The following is a 24,243-nucleotide window of genomic DNA, read 5'->3' as shown; positions in this document are numbered from 1 at the left end:
GGGGGGGGGGGAAAACCCCCCCCCGCTACTTTCTTTCGTGAGCCGTAGCGAAAAAGAAAGATAGCAAAGAAACCGATTTTCAAACTTTCAAATTTTCAAACTTATGCGAACCGTACAGAGAACCTATACACTATTCGGCATTGCGGAACTGGAGGACGAAGCCCGTCAGAGAGCCTATACCGACTGGCTTGCCAAGGGAAACGATTACCCGTATGCTTCCGAGAACTGCAACACGCTCGAAGCCTTCTGCAACCTTTTCCGTATCGTCTGCACCAACTACCGTTACGACAGTTGCACATACTCTTACCGTTTCTATACCAAGCACGAGACGGACACGGAGGAACTTTCGGGCGTCCGCTTGCTGGCTTACTTCTATAACAACTTCCATGCGGGGTTGTACAAGCCCAAGGTCTATTGGACGAAAGACCGCAAGAAAAGACGCAGGAGCCGTATCTCCGTCACTTGCGAATGCCCCTTCACGGGCGTTGTGTCGGACGAAATCATCTTGCAGCCCCTCATGGACTTCATGCGCTCGCCCGACACACGGAATTTCAAGGAACTCATGCGTGACTGTCTGGAAAACTTCTTCCGCTCGTGCCGTGACGATTGCGAGTATTGCGAGAGCGAGGAATATTTCACGGACGAGAGCCACAGGAATAATTGGGAATACCTTATCGACGGGACACTTTTCAAGGAAACGGCATGAAGCGGGAAATCAGACAGAACGGGAAAACCGTCCTTTACAGCGAGGACGGTCATAGCATCCCCATGATATTCAACAACCTTGTCGGGAAGAACCTCAAAGGCAGGGAGTATTCGGACTATATCGCTTTCGTAGCCATTCCCGACATGGGATTTACCTACGGGAAGATAGCGTATTATTCGGACGGGAATTTAATCGCAACGGGGGAAATCACGCCATAACATCCCCCCCTTGTGTTTCATCGCCGGAAGTCCGGGACGGGTAGCGATCCGCCCGGACTTCTTTTTTTACCCGCCCGTGGGAAAGGATTGACCCGATTTTCGGACGCACTTCTTTTTCTTTCGGTGAGCCGTGGGCGGGAAAAGAGAAAGAAGCAAAAAGAAACCCCTCGACCCACCGGATTTTTAGCCAAGCTCCACACTCATTTTTTAGCAAATCTACGGGGAAAAACGGACAAGTAGCAAGGCTGAACCTGACGGTTTTGCGCACAATCTCCACACCTTCGGGTCGTATTCCACGCAAAAGCCTTGCATGAAGTCCGCTCTTTCCCCGTGCCCCAAAGCAAAAAATAAATGTTTCACTTTTAATTTTTTGCATTATGAATACACTGTCTTTTCCTCAAATCACCGTAAGTTACAAGGACGCTGACGCATCCAAGAGAGTTAGAATCCACTCTTCCAAGGAGTCTTACGACATCCTCAAGACCTTCTACGAGGACTGTATGCAGCACCACGAGGAGTGCTGGGCGATGTACCTGAACGGCGCAGGCAGGCTGCTGGGCGTCTCGTGCGTCTCACGCAGCGGCATGAACAGCACGGTGGTGGACATACGCATCGTCCTCCAGACGGCTCTCGTCTCCCACGCCTCGGGAATCATCCTCTCGCACAACCACCCTTCCGGCTCGACCGTGGCGAGCACGCCGGACAACAACCTGACCAGCCAGTTGAAGAAAGGCTGCGAGGCAATCGGCATACAGCTTTTGGACCACATCATACTGACCGAGGACACCTACCTCAGCTACATGGACGAGGGGATGCTTTAAGCGTCCCCTTTTTTATTCGCTATCCGTTTCGCACTTCTTTTCTTTCGTGAGCGGGGCGGGAAAAGAACAAGAAGCAAAAGAAACCGGAAAGCGGCAGGGCGGATATGGAAAAAGCATCCCGAAGGATGCTTTCCATTTCGTCCGGCTCACGCTACATCTTCAACCCCCGTTTCCGCTCCTGCCGGATGTCGGAGAAGGAGAACTTCCCCGTCTCCTTGTCGAACTTCACCGACTTGTCCTTCTGCACGCCGTCCGGCGTCTCCATCCGTTTCACCTCCAGCGGCTTCCCGTTGTAGAAGTCCGTCATTTGCCGGTAGCTGAACTTTTCCCCCGTCAAGCTTTCCATCAGGCTGTTCAGCGTGTAGATGCTGTCTTGGTTACGCACGCTCTCCGGCACGAACTCCGGGTGATTCCTCACCCAGTCCGGGTACAGTGTCTTCGCCATCAGGCAGACCTCCGGCGAGCGTTCCGCCCACGGGATCATCATCAGCGACTCCCGGCTGTGGGCGGCGCACCTGACATACACTTCGGGCGTGAGCAGGCTTTTCGGCACTCCGCCACGCCCGACGGCGGACATCCCCGACGTTTCCACCGCCACCCGCACCCGCTCCGGCGTTTGCAGGTGCACGGGCAGGATGCTGATGCACCTGCCGTCCAGCGGCAGCAGGAAGTCCGCCATTTCGCCGTTCATCACCTCCGGACGGATAGCCACCGCCACCCCGTAGAGTTCTTCCGGGTTGTTCTCCCGGCACTCCTTCAGCACCTCCATGCACACCTCCGGGGACGGGATATGCTGGACCAGCCCCCGGTGGAAGTCGTTCCCGAATCCCGCTTCCGTTTCCAGCGCCTTCCGGCACAGTTCCGGCGTCTTCAACTCTTCGGGCACGTTCTCCAACTGCCAGCCGTCCTCTTCAACGGCGGCACGGCAGACCTCCGCCGTGCGGTCGTGCCTGCATATCATCTCTAGAGGCACCTGATACATTCTTTCTTCTCGTTCCATGTTTTTACATTTTTTCTTGTTATAAACCCCTTTAAACATCCACCGACAACACGCACATCCATCCGCCGCTCTCCTCGTCCGGCGTCCAGCACCTCGCCCGGACATGGCAATAGCCTTCATTCTCTATCCACTCCAGCAGGCTTTCCGCTTCATCGCATTCCGTTTCCGCCAGCAGTTTTCTATCCGCCTCCGAGAGCAGCGACTTTATGTTCACGAACTCACGCACCTCCGGGTATTGCGGCAGCGTGTCCGGCACGTCGATATGCACAAAGTATTTCCGGAAATAAAACCGGATTTTCCCGCTTTTCCGTTCCACGCCCCGGGCTGGACAAGGTGGCGGCACTTCTGTTTTCATCCGCCTTCCGGCATCGTGCACACGGTATCTTTGCAGCGTCAGCGTGCAGCACGGTGTCCCGTCCCTGCGCAGGTGAAATCCCCGTTCCGTCACCCGGAACAGCTCGTGCTCCACGACCCGGCGCATGGTCCGGCAGTCGTCCTTCATGTCTTCCCAGACCTCCCCGGCGGAAACCGTCTCCAGCATGGCGAGCGTTTTCTCCGACAGCAGGTTTTCCGGACATATATTGTCCCCCGCTTGTGGAAGGACAATGTCCGTCCGCCACTTCGAGGCATGCAGGGCTTCGGAAAATTCCGGTATGTCGAGGTATAGAACCAGATCATTCCGTTCCATACCCGTCCTCCTTGTCGTTGTCCGCATTGAAGTCGAACTCCAGCTCGACCGCCTGACCGTCCGAGTCCTCCACCCAGACGGTGAAGCCGCTCTGCTCGTCCGACAGCGGGGTGTAATAGAGCCGGAACGTCTCTTTCTCCAGCGGGTAGCGGTCATTGGGCAGCAACGCCGTGCCGTCGTCCAGTTTGAGCGTGCCTTCCCCGTCGAAGAGGAACCAGCGGATCGTGTACCGGGTGTCCTCCCAGCGTCCTTCCCGTTTCAGCTCGCACCGTATCTCCGCCGTCTCGTTCACTTTCAGCTCCTTCGGGACGGGCATCGTCTCCACCGTGAACGGGTATTTCGTCTGAATATCCAGCCCGTCATTACAGGCTGCGACCAGCACGAGGGCGGCCACGATGTAGCAGCCCGTGAGTATTTTATAAATCATTGTCCTCATATATACATTATTATAATATAGCAGTTATCGAATCATAAAACGTATTCCCACGCCGACCTGCGTGTGGAACTTCCCGCAGTCGCCGCCGAACAGCACCCTTTGGCGACCGTTTACCAGCAAGACAATCTTGTCCGTCACATAGGCGGACAGCTCCAGCGTCAGCGCACCCCCGTAGATGAAATTGTCCTCATCCGTGAGCCGGGAGCCGTCCGGCAGCAGGCTCTCGCCCCAGTTCACCGTCTCGTACCCGGCAAGGGCGGACAGCCCCAGTGCGGCGAAGAACGTCTTCTTCCGGTCTGACAGGAAGTTCAGGTAATAGCCGCCCTCGCCCGTGAACTGGCTCGCCGGATAGAGGCAGTCCCGGTAGCCGTACCGCTTCTCCAAGTATTCCGCACCGACCACCCAATGGTGGGCGTTCTTCGTGTAGGTGCTCACCGCTATCCCGGCGTGGTAGCCGAAGCCGTCGCCGTTTTTCCAGCGCATGTTGTCCGACAGCCCGCCCGTGAGCTGTATGCCCCTCATTCCGGGCAGGCACCGTTGGGCGTATGCCCGGTTGAAAGTCAGGCACACCCCGAAAAGCAGGATAATGAACAGTAACCTTTTCATCGCTTATTTGATTTTCAGTTCGTTAATCTGTCTTGCCGCCACGAGGTCGGCGTTCTCCACCCGGATGGTCTGGTGCCTGCCGCCGTCCTTCTCGAACAGCTCGATGACCAGCAGCTTGTCGTCCGGTATGGTGAACTGCGGGACGGCATACACCGTGCGCACGTCGCTTTTCCCCTCCGTCACCAGCACCTCGTTGTAGCTGCGCACCGGGTCTATCACCCGCTCCTGAATGGCGGTGCGCTTCGGCACTTTCTTGTCCACGATCTTGAACCGGATAAAGTCCGTCCGGAAAGCCACGTTCGACCTGTTCCTCGTTTCCGTGTGGAAATAGAACAGCCCGTTGTGCGAGTGGACGGATTTCAGGAGGAACTGCACCCCGAAGCGTTTGCAGCCCAAGTGCCGGATCTCCCGCCTGTCCTCCTTGTAGATGCTCTGCATGATCAGCTTCACCAAGAGCGGGCTTTCGCCCGCCAGCTCACGGAAATGGATGTTCATGCGGGTATGCGAAAAGTCCGTCGTGTCCCCGTTCTCCAAAAAATCCTTCATCTCGATGTTCAGCATCTCCGGCTCATGCGCATACCGGGCATTGAACGAATAGAAGCTCCCGTCCTCGCAGATGACGGAAAAGTTCGTTTCCCCCGGAAACCCCTCGGTCGTCGCCTTCACCCGGATCACGTTCTCCGCACCGTCCGCTTTCCCGGCGATAATCCGGTCGCTTCCCAAATCCACGTACCGCACCGCCGAGGGGAAGATGATATGCACCGTCTTGGCGAACGTCACCTGCACCCCGTGGGGCGTCACCATCTGCCGGTAGGGTAGCTTCCGTGTAATCCCCTGATACAGGTCGTTGCCCGTGGTCCGCTGTATCGTGTCGTTCACCTGTGCGTTCGCACCCGTCACCATGCCCACAAGCAGGGCGACCCATCCAAAAATCTTTTTCATTGTCTTTACTTTTTAATGGTTTTATAATCTGTTGATTTATTGTTGTTTGGCGTAGAGCATCAGCGGATCACCCGCTTTCAGGTGCACCTTTACCGTGCGGAACTTCTTGGCGAGGTACTGGCTGCCGCCCTGCATCAGCCCACGGGTGATGTCCATCGCCACCTGTTGCCCGGCGCTCCGTGCGAACGAGATGCTCGTTCCCAGCCCGCCGCCGATGTTCGCCATCGCCTCCTTTGCCGCTTCCCGCTCCAGTGAGGTTTCTATGCACAGCCCTTTCATTCCCTCGTTGTCATAGACCGCCAATTCCACCGGCAATATGTTGCCTTGGTACTGGACGGACGATACCGTGATGTCGAGCCGTTCCCCCTGCACCTTGCCTGTACCGGATACCACCGTATTGCGTGGGATGGTCAGGTTTCCCGCCTGCAACGGTTCGAGCAGCCGGAGCTTCACCTGCTGACCGTCCATAACCGTCTGGTCTTGGTGGATGCAGGCGGCTATCGTGTTCTTCCCGAGGGCGTACCCGCTGCCCACCGCCGTGTTGAAGCCGTAGTTCCTCGGCTGGCTGTACCGCCGCATGAACTCCGCATCGCTTAGGGGCTGTCGCAGCCCCGATACCGTCCGCTCCCGTGCCGCCTGCACCGCCACGGCGGGCTGTCCCAGACCGTTGCCGCCCTGCCCGGTGGCGGGTGCCTGCACGGTTGCGCCGTCCTGCCCGTTCTGCCCCATGTACTTGGCGGCAAGCTCGTAGCTCTTCTCCATCAGCGCCACCTGATCGTCGATTCCGCCCGCCTGCCGTTCCCTTTCTTCCAGCTTGGCGGTCAGCTCCTCCACCTGCCTTTTCAGCTCCTCCTTTTCCCCGTCCACCTTCGGCTCCTCGTAGAACGAGCCGAGTTTCCGGTTGATGTCCCGGTAGGCGGCGACGGAGGAGCGCCCGCCGCCGTTGCCCGAGTAGTCCCTGAACGGTTCCCGTTCAGGCTCGCTGTCCGGCAGTTCCATTTCCACCCCGTCCGCATCGCTCTCTTCGGAGAAGGCGAAGTCCTCCAGCGAGCGCACCTTCTCCGCCTGCCGCCTTTCCGCCTGCGCCTGCTCGTAGGCTTTCCGCTTGTCGCCGATGATCCCGTCGTTCTCCGGCAGGGGGATGTCGGCGTTGAACGCCCCCACGGTGTCCCGGTTCACCTCCCGCTTTTCCGAAGGCGCGAATATCAGCCACATCGAGCCGAGGAACAGCAAGCCCATCAGCGGATATACCATCAGCTTCTTCCGTTGCTGCAACTGTTTCGGGGTGAGCGGCTTGGCAGTCTTCTTCTCCTTTTTCCCGCCGCCCTTGTCCTCCTTCTTTCCGTTCCCCGTCTCCGGGGCTGCGGCATCCGCCGCCTTTACGTGCTGCGTTGCCGTTGCTTTTTCTTGGTTCTGTTCTTCCATCATGTCAAAAATTTATGGTTGTCCTACATTCTGATTCTTCTCCCCGGAGGCTTCCTTCTGCCTGTCTCCCCGGTTTGCCGCTTGCCGGGCGGTTCCTTCCGTTCCCGTTTGAGCGATGCCGTGGGGCTTGCCCGGTTGTCCGCCCGCAGGTGCGCAGCCTTCCGTTCCCGGCTTGCCGCCTTTTCGAGGAACAGCCTCGCTTCCAGACCTGCCAGTTCTTTCGCCGCCCGCTCCCGGATGGCACGGTTGTGGCGTCCGATGGCGGCTTCCGGGTAGTCCCGGGAGAAATCCCCGTTGTCCTCGCTCAGGTGGTAGTCCCACCTCAGTCGGGCGATGCCGGCAAAGTCCTCCGTCAGCCCGTACTTCTCCACCGTCTCCTTCGGTACTTCCCGCTGACCGTCCCAGCCGTGGCGGGCGAGCCCGTGGAGCAGCGCCCGTTCCGCCTTCACCGCTTCCAGATAGTCGCCGGGCAGTCTGCCGCCCGTCTTCCTCTCGTAAAGGGCGGCGGCTTGCCGCATCAGCCTGCCCCGCTCGTCCGCCTCCCGCAACTCGATCTGTTCCATGACGGTGTGGTTGTCGCCCCGCATCTCCTCGCTCCATTCCCGGCTCAGTTCTTCGAGCCTGCGGTAGCCTTCCGCCAGCCCGTGGCGGATGGCCACCGAGTCGTCCGGTTTCTCGCCTTTCAGGGCAAGCCTTTTCAGTGCGTCGAGGTCGCCCTCCCTCATGCAGCAGTTCAGCAGCCGGTGCGCCGCATCCCGTTCCGCCTGCGCTTCGGGGGATAACGGCTGCGGGGCGTTGCGCCTCGTGTACTCGTACTCCAGCACCTTGTATTGCGCCGACAGACGCAGCATCGGGCTTTCCGCCGCCTCCTTCATGCTCCGGGGGATTGCCGCCCCCTCACGCATCCCGTAACGGGTCTCTTTCAGGGCGTCCATGACCGCCCGCCATTCGGGATAGCCCGTCTGGTACACGTACCGGAAGAACCTGTGTTCCAGCAGCAGCTCCGCCTGTTTCCTTGTCACCTCCGGGCAGTCCCGGTAGTCCCTGACGGACTGGAGGATTGCGCCGGCATCCGCACGCCTCTTTTTCAGCAGGCTCCCGAAATACGCCGTTACCTGCCTCATGTTCCGCTCCTCCTGCCGCTCCCGGCGGCGGAGCAGCCACTCACTCAACCTCTCCGCCAGTCCCATGCCGTCCGCTTTCAAAGGGGTTGACAATACTGTCATTGGGTAGTTGCAGGCGCCTGATATGCTCTATCCCCAGTTCCTTCCCGTCGTTCCTTCCGATGCGGTAGATGGCGGAGACGGTCATATAGACCGACAGTGCGCCGAACGCCGCCAGCATCACGAGGATGATTGCCACACGCATGTCGGGCGAGATACGCCCGGCGAGGCGGCGGAGCTTCCCGTCCGCCCAATCCTGCGCCTTTACGATGAATTTCCTTATCATAGCCGTCAGCGTTTGAGGGTCTGCAAATCCTTGTTCTCCGTGACCTCGAAGCCCTCGATGATGAAGCCCTGCGGGTTGTTGTCGCTCCTGACCGCATCCAGCAGGCGGCAGCGGGTCACAAGGCTGCGCTCCGTAACAGAGCTTTCCCTAAGGATGATCTGCCGGGCGAATGTCCGCACGCTGTACGGGTACTTGTCGAAGTCGCACCGCAGGCTGTCTATCTCTATCATCTGGTTGATATTACCGCTGATTATGCGGTTGTAATACCCCTTTTCCGAGAGGTCCTTGTAGTAGTTGAAGGCGCTCTTGTCCGCCAGCAGCAACGAACGCCTGATGTTGCCCTCGATAGCCGACTTGTCGGGCGAGAGCGTGAAGAACAGCTCGTGGAAGCGGCGCACGTGCTCCCGTGCCTCCACCGGGCGGTTCTGCCGCACGTCCTGCGAAAGTGCCAGCATCAGGCTCTTGCCGTTGTCCAGCACGTAGATCTTCTGCCGCTGCGCCTCGGCGAAGCTGTACGACTTCCACAGGGCGAAGCCCGTCACCACGGCGCACAGGCTGGCGAATACCAGCGTGAAGAGCCGTATCTGCCTGAAGCTCGTTTCGATATTTTTCAAACTTTTAAATTCCATGTTTCCGGTTTTTTTATTCGTTATGACTCATGTTCTTGGGGCATCCGCCGCTACTTGACGATTTTTCCGGCGATGTTCCCCACGGCTGCGCCCGCACCTGCGGCGGCGACGTTGCCTACCTTCGTGGCGGTCTGGTTCATCGCACGGTTGGCGTGGCTCACCCCGCCCGCCATGATGATCCAGTTGGCGACGGTCGGTATGGTGAAGTACCCGAATATCCCGATGATTAAAAAGATGATGTACACCGTGTTCGAGCTGTCCGGGATGAAGGTCGGGTCGCTCATCGCCTCGATGTCACGGGTGAGCATCAGCACTTGGATGCGTGCCAGCACCGAGCTGAACAGGTCGCTCACGGGCAGCCACATGTAGATGGAGATGTACCTCGTTATCCACTGCGTGAGCGTGCTCTGGAACCCGTCATAGACCGAGAGGGCGAACGCTATCGGACCGAGGATGGAGAGGGCGATCAGGAAGAACGTCCGTATCGTGTCGATGACCAGCGCAGCCGACTGGAACAGCAGTTCGAGCAGTTCTTGGAACCACAGCCGGATGCTCCGCTTCATGTTGTACTCCGTCCGGTCGATGTACATCACCGCCATCGTCTTCAAGTCCTTGGGCGACCAGCCCAGCTCGTCGAGCTTCTTGTCGAAGTCCTCCTTGCTCGCCAGATACGCCTTCTCCGGATCACGCCGGAACGCTTCCCTCTCCAGCGTCTCCTTCTGTTCCCGGTATCGGTTCATGTCGAAGGTCTGTGATTCGAGCATCCCGTGGCAGCCCTTCACCACGGGCGAGAGCACCGTGTTGATCGTGCCGATGACGAAGGTGGGGAAGAAGAGGATGCACAGCCCGATGGCGAACGGGCGCAGCAGCGGGTACACGTCGATGGGCTCGGCACGGGCGAGCGCCTGCCACACCTTGGCGGCTACGTAGAACAGCGCACCCAGCCCGGCGATTCCCTTGGCTACCCCCGTCAGCTTCTCGCAGAGCGGCATCATGTCCTGATACAATGCCTGCAATATCTCGTGCAGGTTCGTGAAGTCTATCGCTAACAACATAGTCCTATATTATATTTATGTACGTGAACATTATTATATATTGCCACTCTCACCAGTAACGGTCTTCCGCATCCCCGTAGAGAGCCACCACCCGGTCGGCGTCCTTTTTCTTCTTCGCCCGCAGGTAGCTCACCGAGATGTTCTTGTCCGTGTAATACTGCACGAGGTTGCGGTACTCCAGCAGCCGCTTGTAGCTCTGGTCGATGATCGCCAGCCGCTCGGCGTCCGAGAGCGACATCCCCGTCACGTTCACCACGTTCTTCAGATCTTGCAGGATGTCCGCGCTCTCGGAGAGCAGCTTGGCGTACCCGAACGAGATGGTTGACAGCTCGTCCGGCGTGTAGTTCGGGTCGCCGAGCATCTTCTGGTAGTTGCGCACGTAGATTTCCGAGATGTCCGCCACCATCTCGATGGACTTCTTCACCTTCACGCCACCTTTCACCACGTCATGCACCGCCTTGAGCGCATCGTAATACTTCCGTCCCTGCTCGAATATCTTCGCCGTCTCCTTGAACCCGTCCAGCGTGTGCTGTGCGGTGGCGGAGGTCTCCACGATCTCCTTGGTCGTGTTGATGATGCCCTGCGCCAGATTGCCGGGATCGTGTACGACCCACTGGGCGTTGGCCGCACCTGCCGTCAGGCACGCCACGCCCACGATGATTGCCTTTATCGTTCTCATGTCCTTACTGTTTTAGGGTTCCGTCACTCTTTCTCCTGTACTCTCCGCCCGGCGACAGCCGGATGCGGTCTTTCTCCCGGTCATAGTCCATCATCACGGCGAAGCCCGTCTCGATGAACAGCACCCCTTCCGTTTCCCGGACGAGGTAGGTCTCCGCTTCACTGCCGCCCGTGTGGTTCCTGTGCATGACCGTCACACGGTACCTGCCGTCCTCTTCCCAGAGGGTGAAGGGCGGCTTTCCGCCCGTGCTGACCCATTCGCCGCACATCTTTTCCAACCGTTCCGCATTTGTCTCCTTGCAGGAAATGACAAACGCCAGTGCCGCCGTCACCGCCGACAGCAGCAGGATTAAATTCAATCGTCTCATCTTGATTCCGTTTTTTTTTAAGTTTTACAAAATTTTATTCTCTCCATGCCGTTTAGCCGTTTGTACATCCAGCCGTTTAACTGTTTAACCGTTTGACCGTTTAGCCGTTTGGTCAATCATCCGACCCTTCAGCCGTTCGTCCGGTCAATCAACCACCCGTCCGGCAACCTGTCCGCCACTTCAGCGCATCGGCACATTATTTATACTTCGTTTCCGCCAGCCGCTTGATGGCAAGCTCCAAGTCGCCGCCCAACTCTTCCGCCAGTGCGAACACCTCCGTCTTCTCGCTCTCCTCGGTGGTATAGGTCAGGTACTCGGCAGCCGACACCTCCGTGGCGTACACCGCCGACTGCACCCCGTTCAGACCGATCCACACCTCCTTGTACTTCCGTCCGGGATGGTTGGCGAGGTTGATGGAGAGTATCTGCGACTTCTCCTTGTCCGTCAGCCCGAGCATCGACTGGATGCCGTCGAACTTGTTCATGTACTTCTTCTGGTCCAAAAGGATTTTGCAGTCCGAGTTGGTGATGATAGCCTCCTTCACGATGGGGGACGAGATAATATCATCGACTTCCTGCGTGACGACAATCGCCTCGCCGAAATATTTCCTGACGGTCTTGTACATGTACTTCAAATACTCACTCATGCTCGGCGAGGAAAGGGCTTTCCAAGCCTCCTCGCAGATCAGCATCTTCCGCACCCCTTTCAGGCGGCGCAGCTTGTTGATGAAGGCTTCCATGATGATGATCGTAACCACGGGGAACAGCTCGGCGTTATCTTTTATACTGTCAATTTCAAATACGATGAACCGCTTGTGCAGCAGGTCGATGTTCTCGTTCGAGTTCAGCAGGAAGTCGTAGCGCCCGCCCTTGTAATACTGCCGGAGCGTGGTCAGGAAGTTGTCGATGTTGAAATCCTCCCGGCTCACCTTGATGTCCCTTGCAGCCAGCTCCTTCCGGTAATCGTTCAGCATGTACTCGTAGAAGGTGTCGAACGAGGGGGCGATGTCCCGGTTCTGTTGTATCCGGCGGATGTACGCCGACACCGCACTGCCCAGCTCGCCGCTCTCCGTCTTCGTGATTTTCTCGTCCTCGCCCTTCCACAGTGCCAGCAGCAGCGTCTTGATGCTGTCCTTCTTCTCCACGCTGAACTTGTAGTGTAGGCTCGGCACTCGACGCCTTGTCGTATTGCTACGACAGGTTTTCGAGAGCCTGCCCCCGAACCGTACGTACACCTCTCGATGTATACGGCTCTCCGTTGATAAATGCACTTTATTTTTCATGTTCTTGTATCTTTGCGTTGCAACTTGGACATACAGCGAGAGTTTTTCGGTTTCTGTTTAGCATTATTCTGTTCCATTCGTACTCCTTTGATAGAGTTTTGAGTGTACGGACGTGGTGCATAACAGTAGGACTTTCTACTCCGCAGAGTTCACAACGATTAGTTTTGAGCCTCTCCACCAATGTTGGAGGTGGCACAATTACGGTAAATGGTTGTGTGTCGCAATTTGTGTTTGCGTTTGTTGTTTGGCGTTTAAATCCATCATCATACAGTATTCGGTACTGTTGTCGCCCTTTATCATCCTTGTATGGGATTATAAACTGCTTGTTTGTCTCGTACTTTTTCTTCAACTTGCTTATTGTACTTCTTAGCTTTTGAGCAAGTGTTAGATACATACTGTACTCCATGATGTAACCAAACTTAGAACATGTGGCAGATACATTATTAGCAATACTGTAATAGTTATAGAACCCACGTATTTCCCAATTGAATTGGGCTAATATATCGTGTGGTTGCATAGCTGTTAAATGTGACCGGGATTTTGGCTTCCAGATTTCTTTGCCGTTTGCTTGCTCGAAACTTATGGCATCGTACTCTTTTAGCTTCTTCTTTACGGTCTCTATTGGCAGCGTAAGCACAACTCTACCATTAAAATCACGCTGGAGAACTCCTTTACGATTTCGTTTCATCGCATAGGATTTCCTCACAGAGAGTTCATACCCAAGAAATTTTGCAGTGTCTTGTGCATGGGTTATCAACGTTTTCTCTGCTGAGAGTTCAAGATTAAGAACATCGCTCATGTATTTCGTGATGTCAGCTTTAATCTTTTCGCAATCTACTTTAGAACCAATAACTCCAATGATGAAGTCATCTGCATATCTTACATACTTCATTCTTCTGTAATTTTCGTCCATATCATGACTACATGGTATATTACGCATCTCTATTTGTAATTTCTTTGCTTTTTCTGTTAGCTCTGCCTTTACACAAGGGTCAGTTTCTACTTTAAGTTTCTTTCTTAGATTTACCGCTTGGGTATTCTTTTGAAAGTAGACTGCATTACGTCTTTTTTTCTCACCTTTATTGAACCTTTCAATATACTCGTTTATGTACTTATCGAACTTGTCGAGATAGATGTTAGCCAATATTGGGCTAATAATTCCACCTTGAGGTGTTCCTGAGTATGTGCGGTTATATTTCCAATTATCAACATATCCTGCATTGAGAAACTTTCTCACCAACCTTAGGAAACGTTCATCTGATATTCGTTCTCGAAGAGTATCTATCAGTATGTTGTGGTTTATATTATCAAAGAAACCTTTAATGTCTCCTTCTATAAACCAACGTGTTCCTGTGAACTGATGTTGAATATGTGTTAATGCAGTATGGCAACTTTTGTATGGTCTGAAGCCGTGTGAGGTGCTTTCAAAATGCCCCTCATAAATAGCTTCTAATATCATACGTGCTACCTCTTGCACTAACTTATCCTCAAAAGATGGTATTCCCAATGGACGGTTTCCGCCATTCTTTTTGGGAATATATACCCTCTTTGCAGGTTTGGGTTGATAAGTCTCATTTTTAAGACTTTCAATAATATGTTCTATTCTCTGAATGCTCATTTGGTCTATTGTTTTGCCATCTGCGCCTGATGTCATGTTACCTTGCTTGGCGTATATACGCTGATAAGCAACATAAAACATATCTTCATTGAATAGGATACGATACAGTCTTTCGTACTTATAGTCCGAAACTTTGCTGTGTAAACATAAAGTGTTTAATACTTTCTCTGGATTTCTCATACGTCTCTCACGTTTTCCTTTGATTTATATTAAAATTATCAACTGCTTCCCTTCGCCATGTACAAGGCTTTCCCCTGCTCGGACTACTATGGAAGCTCCGTTGCCATGCCGAATATTCAAGAGCAAACTCTATAGCCTTACGGCGTTTCGGTTTAGGCAATCCCCATTTAGTTAGCGTAATAACTATTAGCGTGATAGACTGTCGGATGCGACGTTCGCTCTTTTCTCCGTTTATTACGGTTGTGCTGTAATTAGTTCTTGCCTCTTCTCCCGAACGACTGAGAAAAGGTATCACAGTATGGCGTATATAATTGTCTTTCGCCATCGCTTCTTCATTTGCCACTGAGCTATCGTTCAACCAATCAGGCTTCATCCTCGTGTCTATCGTTCCCCCTCGCAATTCAGTCGCAACATGACAATTTGTTGACTTATCGCTTTTCCAACATGCTGCACTCCCCCTCGGGTTTCCCTTTAGGATAAGTTGGCTGGGAGTAGGTTTCCTTTTCATTTTGTTACATTTATGAAATTTGAACTCTAACCTAATCTCTTGCTAAAGAGATATTTACTACGCTTCCATTATGGGCGCACCGTCCGTGAAGAAGGGGTTGAAGCTGATGGGCTTCTCCTCCGTGTACGTGTAATAAATCCCGTCCTCGCCCTTGGTCTTGCGGTGGATCAGCTCGCACAGCCCTTGGTACGAGTTGCCCGTGTCGATCAGCACGATGTGGCTGTTTTGCTCGTAATACTGGCGCACGAGGTGGTTCATGAAGAACGACTTGCCGCTCCCGCTCGGACCGAGGACGAACTTGTTGCGGTTCGAGATCACCCCTTTCTTCATCGGCAGGTCGCTGATGTCCAGATGCAGCGGTCTGCCCGTCATCCTGTCCGCCATCTTGATGCCGAAGGGCGAGAGCGAGTCCTTGTAGTTCGTCTCCTCGGTGAAGAAGCACAGGGCTTGCGGGATGAACGTGTAGAAGCTCTCCTCGAAGGGGAAGTCCCCCTCGTTGCCCGGTATCGCCGCCCAGAACAGCGTCGGCACGTCCACCGTGTTGTGCCTCGGTTTGCACTCCATCAGGGCGAGCTGGCTGCCCACCTCGTTCTTGATGCGCCTAAGCTCCTCCCGGTCGTCGCTCCACGCCATCACGTTGCAGTGGCAGCGCACCGAGGTCAGCCCTTTCGAGTGCGCCTCGTTCAGGTATTCCTCGATCCATGCCTTGTTGATCTGGTTGGAGCGGGAGTAGCGGGAGAGCGAGTGCATGTTCCGGGCGGTCTGCTCGAAGCGTTTCAGGTTCTCCCCGTGGTCGTCGATGAAGATGTACTGGTTGTAGCAGTGGTTGCAGTCCAGCAGCAAGCCCACCGGGGCGGCGAACGACAGCCGGCAGTCCGAGCGGTCGGTCGAGAGCCGCTCGTAGCGGCTGTCCGTCGCCACCTTGCCCGGCAGGTCTTCCGTGTCCGAGAGGGTGTGCAGGCAGAGGATGTCGTCGCCGATGCGCATCTCCTCCGGGTTCAACTGGATGTCCTTCAGCACCGTCGTGTCGTGCTGCGAGAGCGAGAGGTACTTCTCCACGATGCCCGCCGCCGTTTCCGTCCCGGTGATCTCGTCCGTCGTGAGGCGGCGCAGCCTGACCAGCCCGCTGTCGTTCATGATCTTCTCGAACTGACCGACCGCTTCGATGAACCTCGTAACCGTCTCCCGGTCCTCGATCTCCTTGGGGACAAGCCTGCCCTTACAGAGGGTGGAGAACGTGCTTTCCTGACGGCTCCGTGCCTTCGTCGTCTTGGTAAGGAACAGGTAGCAGAAGTGGTTCAGGAACGGGCGTTCGTTGAAGTGCCTCTCAAAGCTCCGGCTCAGGAAGCTAAGGTCGTCCCTGTCCGTTTCCGGCCGGTACTTCTCCTCGATGAAGAAGTCCTGCTTGTGCACGATGGAATACTCCGGCAGCACCTTCACCGCCTTGTGCCAAGCCGAGTGGACCGCCTCGTACTCGCTTCCCGTGACGGAGAACAGTTCCGGCAGTTCCACCCTGAAGGCGACCGTCACGTCCGCCTCCTTGCTCACGATGCAGCCGTTCTCCACCGCCAGCAGCGGGAACTTGCTTTCGAGCGTCGCCGCTTTCATTACGTTTCTCATTCTTGCCAGTGTTTAAAGGTGAATAATCGGGGGATTTTCAGCCGGTTCACCACGTACCTCGGATGCCGCCTGCGGGCGGCTGCCTTCATCAGCCCGTGCGTGCCGTACCGGGCGTTCAGCCGGAAGGTCAGCCATACCAGCAGCGTAGCCGCAACCACGCCGAAGCCGATGCACACCCACTGGTTCACGCCCGCCATGTACAGGATGACGAACACCACGAACACGGCGAGCAGACCGCCGCAGAAGATGAAGAGGTACTGGCTTTCCAGCCCCTTGAACTCCACGTTCCTGCCGATCCCCTTGTTGATTTCCATGTCCATAATCCGCTGTTTTACAGGAAGAACGAACGCAGGATGGTGGCGGCTACAATCAGGAAGATGCAGGCTCCGAACCAGCTCGCCGCCGTCTTCGACGTGTCTGGGTCTCCGGAGCTGAACTTCCCGTACACTTTCACCCCTCCGATCAAGCCGACCACCGCACCGATGGCGTAAATCAGTTTCGTTCCCGGCTCAAAATACGAGGTAACCATCTGCGTGGCTTCCGTGATACCCGCCTGCCCGTTTCCCTGCGCCATTGCGCCCACGGCAACCAGTATGCAGGCCGCCGTGAATAAGATTCTCTTTTGTCTCATTTGTCTTTAAAATTTTAATTAAACATTATGGTTGTCCATCAGCCGGGCGACACGCTCACGTGCGCCCTCGAACTCGTCCAGCATCGCCTCCCAGATGTCCGACCCCATCACGGACGGCAGCACCTCACGGGCTTCCCGCTCCGCCTTTTCGTCCGCATTGTCCGACACCAGTACCCGGCGCACCTTTTTCAGGTCATCGAAGGAGTACCCCGTGGCGAAGTCGGGGTTGCCGTCCGGGTAATAAGCCCCTAATTCCTCTTCCTCCTCCAGTTCCCGGATCTCCTCCGGCGTGGGTTCATAGTCCGTCTCCTCCTCGTCCTCCTCCGGCTCGATGTCGGAGTAGTCCGCCCCGTCGTCCTCCGCTGCGGGTTCGTCCACGGCTCCGGCTGCCGCTTCCTCCCCGTCCTCCGCTGCGAAGGGCAGGTAGGTGCTTTCTCCCATGACCGTGTACGGCTTGCCCGGTTGCCCCGGTTCCTTTCCCGTTCCGTCCGTGTCTTCGTCCGTCTCCGCTGTCCCGAATATCCCGGCGATGTCCTGCCGGTAGTATTTCCACAGCACGACAAGGTAATAGAGCAGCAGGACGGTGAGCGATAATTTCAGTATCATGCCGTTTCCTCCTTCCTTTTTAAAAGAGGTTCTCCAGTTTCCCGGCGTATGCCGCCTCGATCTCCTCCCGGTATTGCTCGAAGTGCTGCGCCAGCACGTTGTCGATGTATGCCGAGAGCGACACCTTGCCGCCCGTCAGCATCACCGAGATTTTGGCGATGCGCTCGTGGTACTCACGGCGCACATAGACCGGCTTGCCGTAGCGGGCGGGGATGTCCATGCCTTTGAGGAAGGTCGTCTCGTAGTCCGCCTGCCTTCCCTTGCGCCGTCTTGTGTCCGCCGTTTTCCCTTCCTGCGCCTTCTCCACCGGCACGGAGGTTTCCCCCTTTCCGGTTCCCGGTTCTCCCGTTCCTGCCGCCTCGCCCGCCATCATCCGCATCAGCAGTTCCTCGTCGATGGGCTTCTCATTCCGCTGCTTCTTCATAGCCTTCCAGTTTGAGGATGGTCGCTATCTCACGGGTCAGTTCGGGGATGCCGCTGCCTGCCAGCATCCGCCTGTCGGGAGCCAGCAGCGTGGAGCGGAACACCGTCCGTCCCGTGCCGTCCGCCTCCTTGCGGAAGCGTTTCGTGTCGGGGATGCGGGTTTGCAGCATCGGCAGCCCCATGTCGGCGACCACCTGCCCGTACTTCTCGTACAGCCCGCTCGTTTCCCGCTTGTCGACTTGGTTCCAGAAAAGGTAAAGCCCCTTCAGACGGCTCGTCTCCTTGCCCAGCATCATCCGTTGCAGCACGTCGAGGAAGGAGAGCGTGCTTTCCAGCACCGCCTTGTCCGCACTCACCGGGGCGAAGATGTAGTCCATCTGTGCGATCGTGCGCAGGATGCCCGCCGAGTTCACCGTGCCCGGCAGGTCGAAGAAGAGCAGGTCGTAGCAGCCTTCCGCCGCCAGCTCCCTTGCCGTGTCAGGGGCTTGCTCCACCCGGCACTTGCGCACCGGATAGGCGGCACGCCCCGGCTGCCGCATCTGTTCGTAAGCCGCCCGTTTCAGGTGTTCGTTCTCCAGTACCGCCCGGCTGTCCCGCTCCCGCATCTCGTACAGGCTGTACTGCGGGAAGTCGCAGTCGATCACCGCTAACGGACACCCCAGACGGTAGTGCAGGTAGCCCGCCACCAGCACCGTGATAGCCGTCTTGCCGCTGCCGCCTTTCTGTGTGGCGAAAGCCACGTTCAATGTCTGTCTGTCCATATCGTCATTCTGTTGGTTATTCATCCGGCTGCCCGTGCAGCCGCTTCTCTGTTCACTCAATCAGTCAGCCTTTCAGCCACTTTGCCGGTCATTCGTCCGTTCATTCGTTCAGGCATCCGTTCATCCAATCATCCGGCTGTTCAGCCGTTTGACCGTTTAGCCGTTTAGTCATTTAACCGTTTGGCTGTTTAGCCGATCGTCCGGCTGGTTATCCGGTTGTCCGTCCGTTTGTCCGGCAAGACCGTCAGCCGTTCGGCTGTCCGTCCGGTCGGCTATCCGGTTGTTTCCTTGTCTATCCGGACAGTCGTTTCACCGCTTCCACGGCGCAAAGGAATATCAAAATACCGGTAGTTTATCCGTTTGATTATCAGCGTGTCGTGCATTGTCTTTCCACCCGTAGGTTTGTCGCATCCGGGTATGGTGTCCGGACGGGAAAAGGGCTGTTACTTTGCAGGCGGAAACCAAAATGGAGTAAGAATGGAGAAGAGCGGCAACCGCCCGAGGGAGTGCCCCGGCACTCCGCAGCAGGCAAGGGCATCCCCAATCTGTCCGGCAGGACGGATTTTATTTTCAAACGAAAATGGCAAGTTGTGTGCTGCGGCACTCGAAATGAATTTCGTGCCTCACCACCACCTTGCCCCCTCGATGTGGCATCCCCCTCCGGAGTCGGGGGATGCTCACGGGGGAGAGCCGTAGGCATACGGCGTTTTCAGACCATGTTTCACTTAAAATTTTACAGGATGATGGACAATCAGAAGAAGTATGCGGGCAACCACGGGCGAAAGCCCAAGCCCGACAAGATGCGCCACCGCTACGTGTTCCGTATGGACGACGGGGACAACGCCCGTTTCCTCGCGCTTTTCGACGAGTCGGGCAAGGCGACCAAGGCGGAGTTTATCGTTTCCGCACTTTTCGGCAGGGAGATTAAGGTCATTAAACTGGATAAGGGGACGCAGGATTTCTACATGCGCCTGACCACCTTCCACTCGCAGTTCCGTGCCATAGGCACGAACTACAACCAATGCGTGCGTGCGCTCAAATCCAATTTCTCGGAGAAGAAAGCCCTCGCTTTCCTCTACAAGCTGGAGCGGCACACCCTCGAACTGGTCGAGTTAAGCAAGCGGATTTCCGCACTGGTGGAGGAGTTCCGGAGCAAATACCCCGTCCGATGATAGCCAAGATCTCGCACGGCAGCAGCCTTTACGGGGTGCTTGCCTACAACCAGTTGAAGGTGGACGAGCGGCACGCCGACGTGCTTTTCACCAGCCGGATTATCGAGCCGCAGGGCGATGCTCCCTACACGATAGGGCATCTTTCCCGCTCGTTCGGTGACTACCTCACAGCCAACCGCAAGACCGAGAAGCCCGTCCTGCATATCTCCCTCAATCCCGACCCGAAGGATTGCTTGAGCGAGGAGCGGTTTGTCAGCTTGGCGGAGGAGTACATGCGGCGCATGGGCTTCGGCGACCAGCCCTATATCGTCTATCGCCACAACGACATCGGGCGGGAGCACCTGCACATCGTCTCCGTCCGGGTGGACGAAACCGGGCGTGCGATTTCCGACAGCTACGAGCACGGGCGTTCGATGAAGGTCTGCCGGGAGCTGGAGAGGCAGTTCGGTCTTGTCCCGGCTACGCCCAAGCAGTGGAAGGAGGGGCTGCCCTTGTCGCCCGTCGGTTACGGGGACGGCAACCTCAAGGGGCAGTTGGCGGGAGTCATCCGCCCGCTTGCCCGGGAGTGGCGTTTCCGTACACTGGGAGAATACCGGGCGGTGCTTTCGCTCTACGGCATCACGGTGGACGAGGTGAAGGGGGAATACGGCGGGCGGGAGTATCACGGCTTGACCTATTCGGCAACCGACAGGGAGGGCAACAAGGTCGGCAAGCCCTTCAAGTCCTCCGTGTTCGGCAAGGAGGCGGGCGTCGCAGCCCTCGAAAGGCGGATGCACAACGCTGCCGCATGGGAAAAGACCCACAAGGAAGTCGCCGCCGCCACCGCCGGAAAGGTTTCCGCCGCCATGCAGACCGCAGGGCATGACCGGGCGCAGTTCGAGCGGGAACTCATGCGGCAGGGAATCGGCGTGGTATTCCGTCAGAATGAAGCCGGGCGCATCTATGGGGCGACCTTCATCGACCATGCCGCCAAAGCCGTCTTCAACGGCTCCCGTCTGGGCAAGGAGTTCTCCGCAGGCGTGTTCAACGACCTTTTCGCCGGGCAGGAAGGTATTCACTTGCCACAACCCTCCGCCGGAGTGGAACATCCCACCCGGCAGCAGGAGCATACGGGCGCATCCCAATGGGACGGACACGATACCGGCTATCGTCCCGACCACAAGGACGGCACCACCCAGAACGTGGCGGCCGCCTTCAACCTCTTTGCCCCCGTACCCGGCGGAGCGTCCGGCGACCAGCCCGTACCTCCGCAACGCAAAAAGAAAAAGAGGCGCAAGTACGGCAGGCAACAATAATCAACTTAAAATTCAACGAATTATGCAAAACGAAGACGATTTGCGTGGACTCGCCAAAGTCATGGAGTTCATGCGTGCGATAAGCATTTTATTTGTAGTGGTAAATATTTACTGGTTCTGTTACCAGTCCGTCCGGGAGTGGGGCATCGACATCGGCGTTGTCGATAGGATATTGCTCGGCTTCCAGCGTACCGCCGGGCTGTTCTCCAATATCCTCTGGACGAAGCTCTTCGCCGTGCTGTTCCTCGCCCTTAGCTGCCTCGGCACAAAGGGCGTGAAGGAACAGAAAATCACGTGGCGCAGGATCATCCTTTGCGGCGTGTCCGGCTTGCTGCTCTTTTTCGGCAACGGGTGGTTGCTCACCCTTCCTCTGCCGCTTCCGGCGGACACCGTGCTGTATATCGCCACCCTTACCGCAGGGTATATCTGCCTGCTCATGGCGGGACTGTGGATGTCCCGTCTGCTGAAGACCGACCTGCTCGAAGACGTGTTCAACGTCGAGAACGAATCCTTCATGCAGGAGACCGAGTTGAAGGAGAACGAGTATTCCGTCAACCTTCGCACCCGCTTCTGGTTCAGGGGCAGGGCGTATGACGGATGGATCAACCTTGTCAATCCCTTCCGTGCGACGATGGTCTTGGGCACGCCCGGTTCGGGCAAGTCCTATGCGATAATCAACCAGTATATCAAACAGACCATCGAGAAGGGCTATTCGCTTTTCCTGTATGATTTCAAGTACCCCGACCTCTCCGAGATAGCCTACAACCACCTGCTCGCCCATTTGGACGGCTACAAGGTCAAGCCCAAGTTCTACGTGATAAACTTCGACAATCCGAGGGAGAGCCACCGCTGCAACCCCATCCACCCGGACTTCATGACCGACATATCCGATGCCTACGAGAGTGCCTACACGATTATGTTAAATTTGAACCGCACGTGGATTTCCAAACAGGGCGATTTCTTCGTAGAATCGCCTATCATTCTGTTAGCCAGCATTATATGGTATCTCAAAATCTACAAGAACGGCAAGTATTGCACCTTCCCCCATGCCATTGAGTTCCTGAACCGCAAGTACGCCGACATTTTCCCCATCCTCACCTCGTACCCGGAGTTGGAGAACTACCTTTCTCCCTTCATGGACGCATGGGAATCCTCGGCGGTGGAGCAGTTGCAGGGGCAGATAGCCAGTGCCAAGATACCGCTTTCCCGCATGATCTCCCCGGCGCTCTACTGGGTGATGACGGCGGACGATTTCACCCTCGACATCAACAATCCCGAAGAGCCGAAGGTGCTCGTAGTCGGTAACAACCCCGACCGTCAGGGCATCTACGGGGCGGCGTTGGGACTGTACAACTCCCGCATCGTGAAACTCATCAACAAGAAGAAGCGGCTCAAATCCGCCGTGATTATCGACGAGCTGCCCACCATCTATATGCGTGGACTGGACAACCTCATTGCCACCGCCCGAAGCAACAAGGTAGCCGTCATGCTCGGCTTTCAGGATTTCAGCCAGCTAAAGCGTGATTATGGAGACAAAGAGTCCGCTGTTATTTGCAATACGGTCGGCAATGTCTTTGCAGGTCAGGTAGTTGCCGAAACTGCCAAGACGCTCTCCGAGCGTTTCGGCAAGGTCTTGCAGAAACGGCAGAACATGACTATCAACCGGAACGAGACCTCCGTCTCCATCAATACCCAGATGGACAGCCTCATTCCGGCAAGCAAGATTTCCAACCTCACACAGGGTATGTTCGTCGGGGCGGTAGCCGACAATTTCGACGAGCGTATCGAGCAGAAGATTTTCCATGCCGAGATTGTCGTGGATAACGAGAAGGTCAGGCGGGAGACCGCCCGCTACGTGAAGATACCGCAGATCATCGACTTCACCGACAAGGACGGCAACGACACCATGCAGCAGCAGATCGACGCCAACTACTACCGCATCAAGAGCGAGGTCAGGCAGATTGTCGCCGACGAGATCGGGCGCATCAAAGCAGACCCGGAGCTGTCGCATCTGATTAAGGACAAGTGAGGATAAAAATACCCCGTCGGCAAGAACAAGCCGGCGAGGTTCTTTTTATCGGGTATGGTGTTTTTCGGCATGAAGTAATGGTTAAGTGGGTAGAAAACATTATTTTTGTAATGATATGGATAAGGACAATCGCAAATACCGGTTCTGCTTCATCGACTATATGTGGTATGTAGCCGAGATATGGCACGAAAGGGAGCATACCAACCTTAACGGGCGTATGCTGTTGCTCTTTTGCTGGCTCTTTGCCATACTCGTACCGCTTGGAACACCGTTGATGTTTCGCTATTTCAGTTGGATTGTTGCTTTTGCCATAGTGATGATTCTTTGCTTTCTTCCCGACTTGTTCTGTCAGCTCCGCTACACAGCCGGGCGGCGTGAAGCACTTCGTGAATATTACGGAAAGATGAAACATCCCGGCAGGAAGCTCGCCAAAATAGTCCTTATCGCTATCGCCCTGACCGTGGTGAATGTCGCACTGATGTTTCACTTCGGGTTTATACATTGGGCATGATAAACGGCAGGAGAATAAGCATCGGTTCTATCTCTGGGATTACTTACATATCGGCTAATTTCCATTTCACGGCAGAAGCCGAAACATCATCATCGTTCCGCTTTAAGCAGTAGTGCTATTTGTTACTAACGAATTCATTAATTGATGCTTTCATTTTTTCTACAATTACATCAATATATTGTTGTGGAATGTTTTTATTTTTATAGTTCTCAATAGCATCAAGAATACTTTGTTTCAATATCTCAACGCATTGAGAATCATTTGCTGTTTCAAATTTATCAAATGGGAGTAGAATTTCCAATTCTATCCGATTACGTTTTTTCGAATATCTACTTAATGGATTTGCAGTAAATCCTTTTAAGCAGAATACATAGAAACTTAGTTCATTAATATATGAAATATCACATAGACAATCCATATATTCTATTACAGAGTTTCTTGCTTTACGAAACTTATCAGAAATACTATGTTCCAATTCACCTCCAATAAAAACTTTCATACAAATTTGTTATCGTTAGTAATGTTTGGCGGACAATCAATCTTTCAGAGAGATTTATCTGCTTGTTATAAACCTATTTGAAATTTG

Annotated in this window: 29 protein-coding genes and 2 pseudogenes; 7 read left to right on the top strand and 24 right to left on the bottom strand. The window is 55.4% G+C overall.

Annotated features, from left to right (window positions below):
* The first annotated feature begins 103 nt into the window (after positions 1 to 103).
* Together DW033_RS06930 and DW033_RS06925 are read left to right on the top strand one after the other, a co-directional pair.
* On the top strand, positions 104 to 706 hold the full coding sequence (locus DW033_RS06930) for a hypothetical protein (RefSeq protein WP_122382590.1): 603 nt from the start codon (positions 104 to 106) through the stop codon (positions 704 to 706).
* A complete protein-coding gene (locus DW033_RS06925) occupies positions 703 to 924 on the top strand; it encodes a hypothetical protein (protein WP_118032923.1) in 222 nt (73 codons plus the stop codon). The genes DW033_RS06930 and DW033_RS06925 overlap by 4 nt, the downstream gene beginning before the upstream one ends.
* On the opposite strand, the gene DW033_RS06920 is transcribed toward DW033_RS06925, so the two are convergent.
* Positions 914 to 1,300 carry a hypothetical protein gene (locus tag DW033_RS06920; protein ID WP_122382589.1) on the bottom strand — a complete coding sequence of 129 codons (387 nt, stop codon included), beginning with the start codon at positions 1,298 to 1,300 and terminating at the stop codon, positions 914 to 916. The two genes, DW033_RS06925 and DW033_RS06920, sit on opposite strands and share 11 nt — an antisense overlap.
* Before the next feature lies 1 nt (position 1,301).
* On the opposite strand from DW033_RS06920, the gene DW033_RS06915 reads away from it, so the two are divergent.
* The gene (locus DW033_RS06915) at positions 1,302 to 1,745 is read left to right on the top strand and encodes a RadC family protein (RefSeq protein ID WP_004326124.1); all 444 of its coding nucleotides are present in this window, start codon (positions 1,302 to 1,304) and stop codon (positions 1,743 to 1,745) included.
* Between the two features lie 151 nt (positions 1,746 to 1,896).
* On the opposite strand, the gene DW033_RS06910 is transcribed toward DW033_RS06915, so the two are convergent.
* The 22 genes and pseudogenes from DW033_RS06910 to DW033_RS24615 form a co-directional block, all read right to left on the bottom strand.
* Positions 1,897 to 2,745 (bottom strand): hypothetical protein, encoded by an 849-nt coding sequence (locus DW033_RS06910; protein WP_117599452.1) that lies wholly within the window; start codon positions 2,743 to 2,745, stop codon positions 1,897 to 1,899.
* Positions 2,746 to 2,776: 31 nt separating this feature from the next.
* A complete protein-coding gene (locus DW033_RS06905) occupies positions 2,777 to 3,433 on the bottom strand; it encodes a hypothetical protein (protein ID WP_117913015.1) in 657 nt (218 codons plus the stop codon).
* Positions 3,420 to 3,869, bottom strand: coding sequence for a DUF3872 domain-containing protein (locus DW033_RS06900; RefSeq protein WP_057097679.1), 450 nt, complete (start codon positions 3,867 to 3,869; stop codon positions 3,420 to 3,422). Before DW033_RS06900 ends, DW033_RS06905 begins: the two co-directional genes overlap by 14 nt.
* 24 nt (positions 3,870 to 3,893) lie before the next feature.
* Positions 3,894 to 4,475, bottom strand: coding sequence for a conjugal transfer protein TraO (locus tag DW033_RS06895; RefSeq protein ID WP_122382588.1), 582 nt, complete (start codon positions 4,473 to 4,475; stop codon positions 3,894 to 3,896).
* A 3-nt stretch (positions 4,476 to 4,478) separates the two neighbouring features.
* Positions 4,479 to 5,417, bottom strand: a complete 939-nt coding sequence (traN, locus tag DW033_RS06890; protein ID WP_032581424.1) for a conjugative transposon protein TraN — start codon at positions 5,415 to 5,417, stop codon at positions 4,479 to 4,481.
* A gap of 36 nt (positions 5,418 to 5,453) precedes the next feature.
* Positions 5,454 to 6,845 (bottom strand): conjugative transposon protein TraM, encoded by a 1,392-nt coding sequence (gene traM / locus DW033_RS06885; RefSeq protein WP_122382587.1) that lies wholly within the window; start codon positions 6,843 to 6,845, stop codon positions 5,454 to 5,456.
* A gap of 20 nt (positions 6,846 to 6,865) precedes the next feature.
* Positions 6,866 to 8,032 (bottom strand): hypothetical protein, encoded by a 1,167-nt coding sequence (locus DW033_RS06880; protein WP_122382586.1) that lies wholly within the window; start codon positions 8,030 to 8,032, stop codon positions 6,866 to 6,868.
* Complete coding sequence (locus tag DW033_RS06875; RefSeq protein ID WP_122266337.1) at positions 8,007 to 8,291, bottom strand: TraL conjugative transposon family protein; 285 nt, start codon at positions 8,289 to 8,291, stop codon at positions 8,007 to 8,009. Before DW033_RS06875 ends, DW033_RS06880 begins: the two co-directional genes overlap by 26 nt.
* Before the next feature lie 5 nt (positions 8,292 to 8,296).
* On the bottom strand, positions 8,297 to 8,920 hold the full coding sequence (gene traK, locus DW033_RS06870) for a conjugative transposon protein TraK (RefSeq protein WP_004327368.1): 624 nt from the start codon (positions 8,918 to 8,920) through the stop codon (positions 8,297 to 8,299).
* Between the two features lie 50 nt (positions 8,921 to 8,970).
* On the bottom strand, positions 8,971 to 9,975 hold the full coding sequence (traJ, locus tag DW033_RS06865; protein WP_117899799.1) for a conjugative transposon protein TraJ: 1,005 nt from the start codon (positions 9,973 to 9,975) through the stop codon (positions 8,971 to 8,973).
* A gap of 49 nt (positions 9,976 to 10,024) precedes the next feature.
* On the bottom strand, positions 10,025 to 10,654 hold the full coding sequence (locus DW033_RS06860) for a DUF4141 domain-containing protein (protein ID WP_004327366.1): 630 nt from the start codon (positions 10,652 to 10,654) through the stop codon (positions 10,025 to 10,027).
* A 4-nt stretch (positions 10,655 to 10,658) separates the two neighbouring features.
* Positions 10,659 to 11,021 (bottom strand): DUF3876 domain-containing protein, encoded by a 363-nt coding sequence (locus tag DW033_RS06855; protein WP_010992658.1) that lies wholly within the window; start codon positions 11,019 to 11,021, stop codon positions 10,659 to 10,661.
* Between the two features lie 196 nt (positions 11,022 to 11,217).
* Positions 11,218 to 12,177, bottom strand: a pseudogene (locus DW033_RS06850) (TraG family conjugative transposon ATPase); the annotation flags it as partial.
* Between the two features lie 115 nt (positions 12,178 to 12,292).
* Positions 12,293 to 14,101: a reverse transcriptase/maturase family protein gene (locus DW033_RS06845; RefSeq protein WP_004310327.1), complete on the bottom strand. Its 1,809-nt coding sequence runs from the start codon at positions 14,099 to 14,101 to the stop codon at positions 12,293 to 12,295.
* Between the two features lie 7 nt (positions 14,102 to 14,108).
* Positions 14,109 to 14,609, bottom strand: coding sequence for a hypothetical protein (locus tag DW033_RS06840; RefSeq protein ID WP_008765479.1), 501 nt, complete (start codon positions 14,607 to 14,609; stop codon positions 14,109 to 14,111).
* Positions 14,610 to 14,690: 81 nt separating this feature from the next.
* A pseudogene (locus DW033_RS06835) lies at positions 14,691 to 16,229 on the bottom strand (TraG family conjugative transposon ATPase); the annotation flags it as partial.
* Positions 16,226 to 16,549: a DUF4133 domain-containing protein gene (locus tag DW033_RS24860; protein WP_028728876.1), complete on the bottom strand. Its 324-nt coding sequence runs from the start codon at positions 16,547 to 16,549 to the stop codon at positions 16,226 to 16,228. The pseudogene DW033_RS06835 and the gene DW033_RS24860, both read right to left, overlap by 4 nt.
* An 11-nt stretch (positions 16,550 to 16,560) precedes the next feature.
* Complete coding sequence (locus DW033_RS06825) at positions 16,561 to 16,860, bottom strand: DUF4134 domain-containing protein (RefSeq protein ID WP_028728877.1); 300 nt, start codon at positions 16,858 to 16,860, stop codon at positions 16,561 to 16,563.
* An 18-nt stretch (positions 16,861 to 16,878) separates the two neighbouring features.
* Positions 16,879 to 17,466 (bottom strand): DUF4122 family protein, encoded by a 588-nt coding sequence (locus tag DW033_RS06820; protein ID WP_028728878.1) that lies wholly within the window; start codon positions 17,464 to 17,466, stop codon positions 16,879 to 16,881.
* A 19-nt stretch (positions 17,467 to 17,485) separates the two neighbouring features.
* Positions 17,486 to 17,890, bottom strand: coding sequence for a DUF3408 domain-containing protein (locus tag DW033_RS06815; RefSeq protein ID WP_028728879.1), 405 nt, complete (start codon positions 17,888 to 17,890; stop codon positions 17,486 to 17,488).
* Positions 17,871 to 18,650: a ParA family protein gene (locus tag DW033_RS06810; RefSeq protein ID WP_028728880.1), complete on the bottom strand. Its 780-nt coding sequence runs from the start codon at positions 18,648 to 18,650 to the stop codon at positions 17,871 to 17,873. The genes DW033_RS06815 and DW033_RS06810 overlap by 20 nt, the downstream gene beginning before the upstream one ends.
* A gap of 367 nt (positions 18,651 to 19,017) precedes the next feature.
* Entirely contained in the window at positions 19,018 to 19,350 is a 333-nt protein-coding gene (locus DW033_RS24615) for a hypothetical protein (RefSeq protein ID WP_181980762.1), read from the bottom strand.
* A 43-nt stretch (positions 19,351 to 19,393) separates the two neighbouring features.
* Between DW033_RS24615 and mobA the strand changes: the two genes are divergently transcribed.
* From mobA to DW033_RS06785, 4 genes are all read left to right on the top strand, one after another.
* A complete protein-coding gene (gene mobA / locus DW033_RS06800; protein WP_199712367.1) occupies positions 19,394 to 19,822 on the top strand; it encodes a conjugal transfer protein MobA in 429 nt (142 codons plus the stop codon).
* Positions 19,819 to 21,117 (top strand): conjugal transfer protein MobB, encoded by a 1,299-nt coding sequence (gene mobB, locus DW033_RS06795; RefSeq protein WP_028728882.1) that lies wholly within the window; start codon positions 19,819 to 19,821, stop codon positions 21,115 to 21,117. The genes mobA and mobB overlap by 4 nt, the downstream gene beginning before the upstream one ends.
* Positions 21,118 to 21,139: 22 nt before the next feature.
* A complete protein-coding gene (gene mobC / locus DW033_RS06790; RefSeq protein WP_028728883.1) occupies positions 21,140 to 23,146 on the top strand; it encodes a conjugal transfer protein MobC in 2,007 nt (668 codons plus the stop codon).
* A 115-nt stretch (positions 23,147 to 23,261) separates the two neighbouring features.
* A complete protein-coding gene (locus DW033_RS06785) occupies positions 23,262 to 23,657 on the top strand; it encodes a hypothetical protein (RefSeq protein WP_028728884.1) in 396 nt (131 codons plus the stop codon).
* A 115-nt stretch (positions 23,658 to 23,772) separates the two neighbouring features.
* Here DW033_RS06785 and DW033_RS06780 read toward each other — a convergent pair whose 3' ends face one another.
* On the bottom strand, positions 23,773 to 24,156 hold the full coding sequence (locus DW033_RS06780) for an Imm44 family immunity protein (RefSeq protein ID WP_009017663.1): 384 nt from the start codon (positions 24,154 to 24,156) through the stop codon (positions 23,773 to 23,775).
* Positions 24,157 to 24,243 lie beyond the last annotated feature (87 nt).

The sequence above is a fragment of the Parabacteroides sp. AF39-10AC genome (assembly GCF_003635405.1).
Lineage (GTDB): Bacteria > Bacteroidota > Bacteroidia > Bacteroidales > Tannerellaceae > Parabacteroides > Parabacteroides distasonis.
The sequence above is the reverse complement of the archived record's forward strand: the minus strand, read 5'-3'. Positions and strand labels throughout refer to the sequence as shown.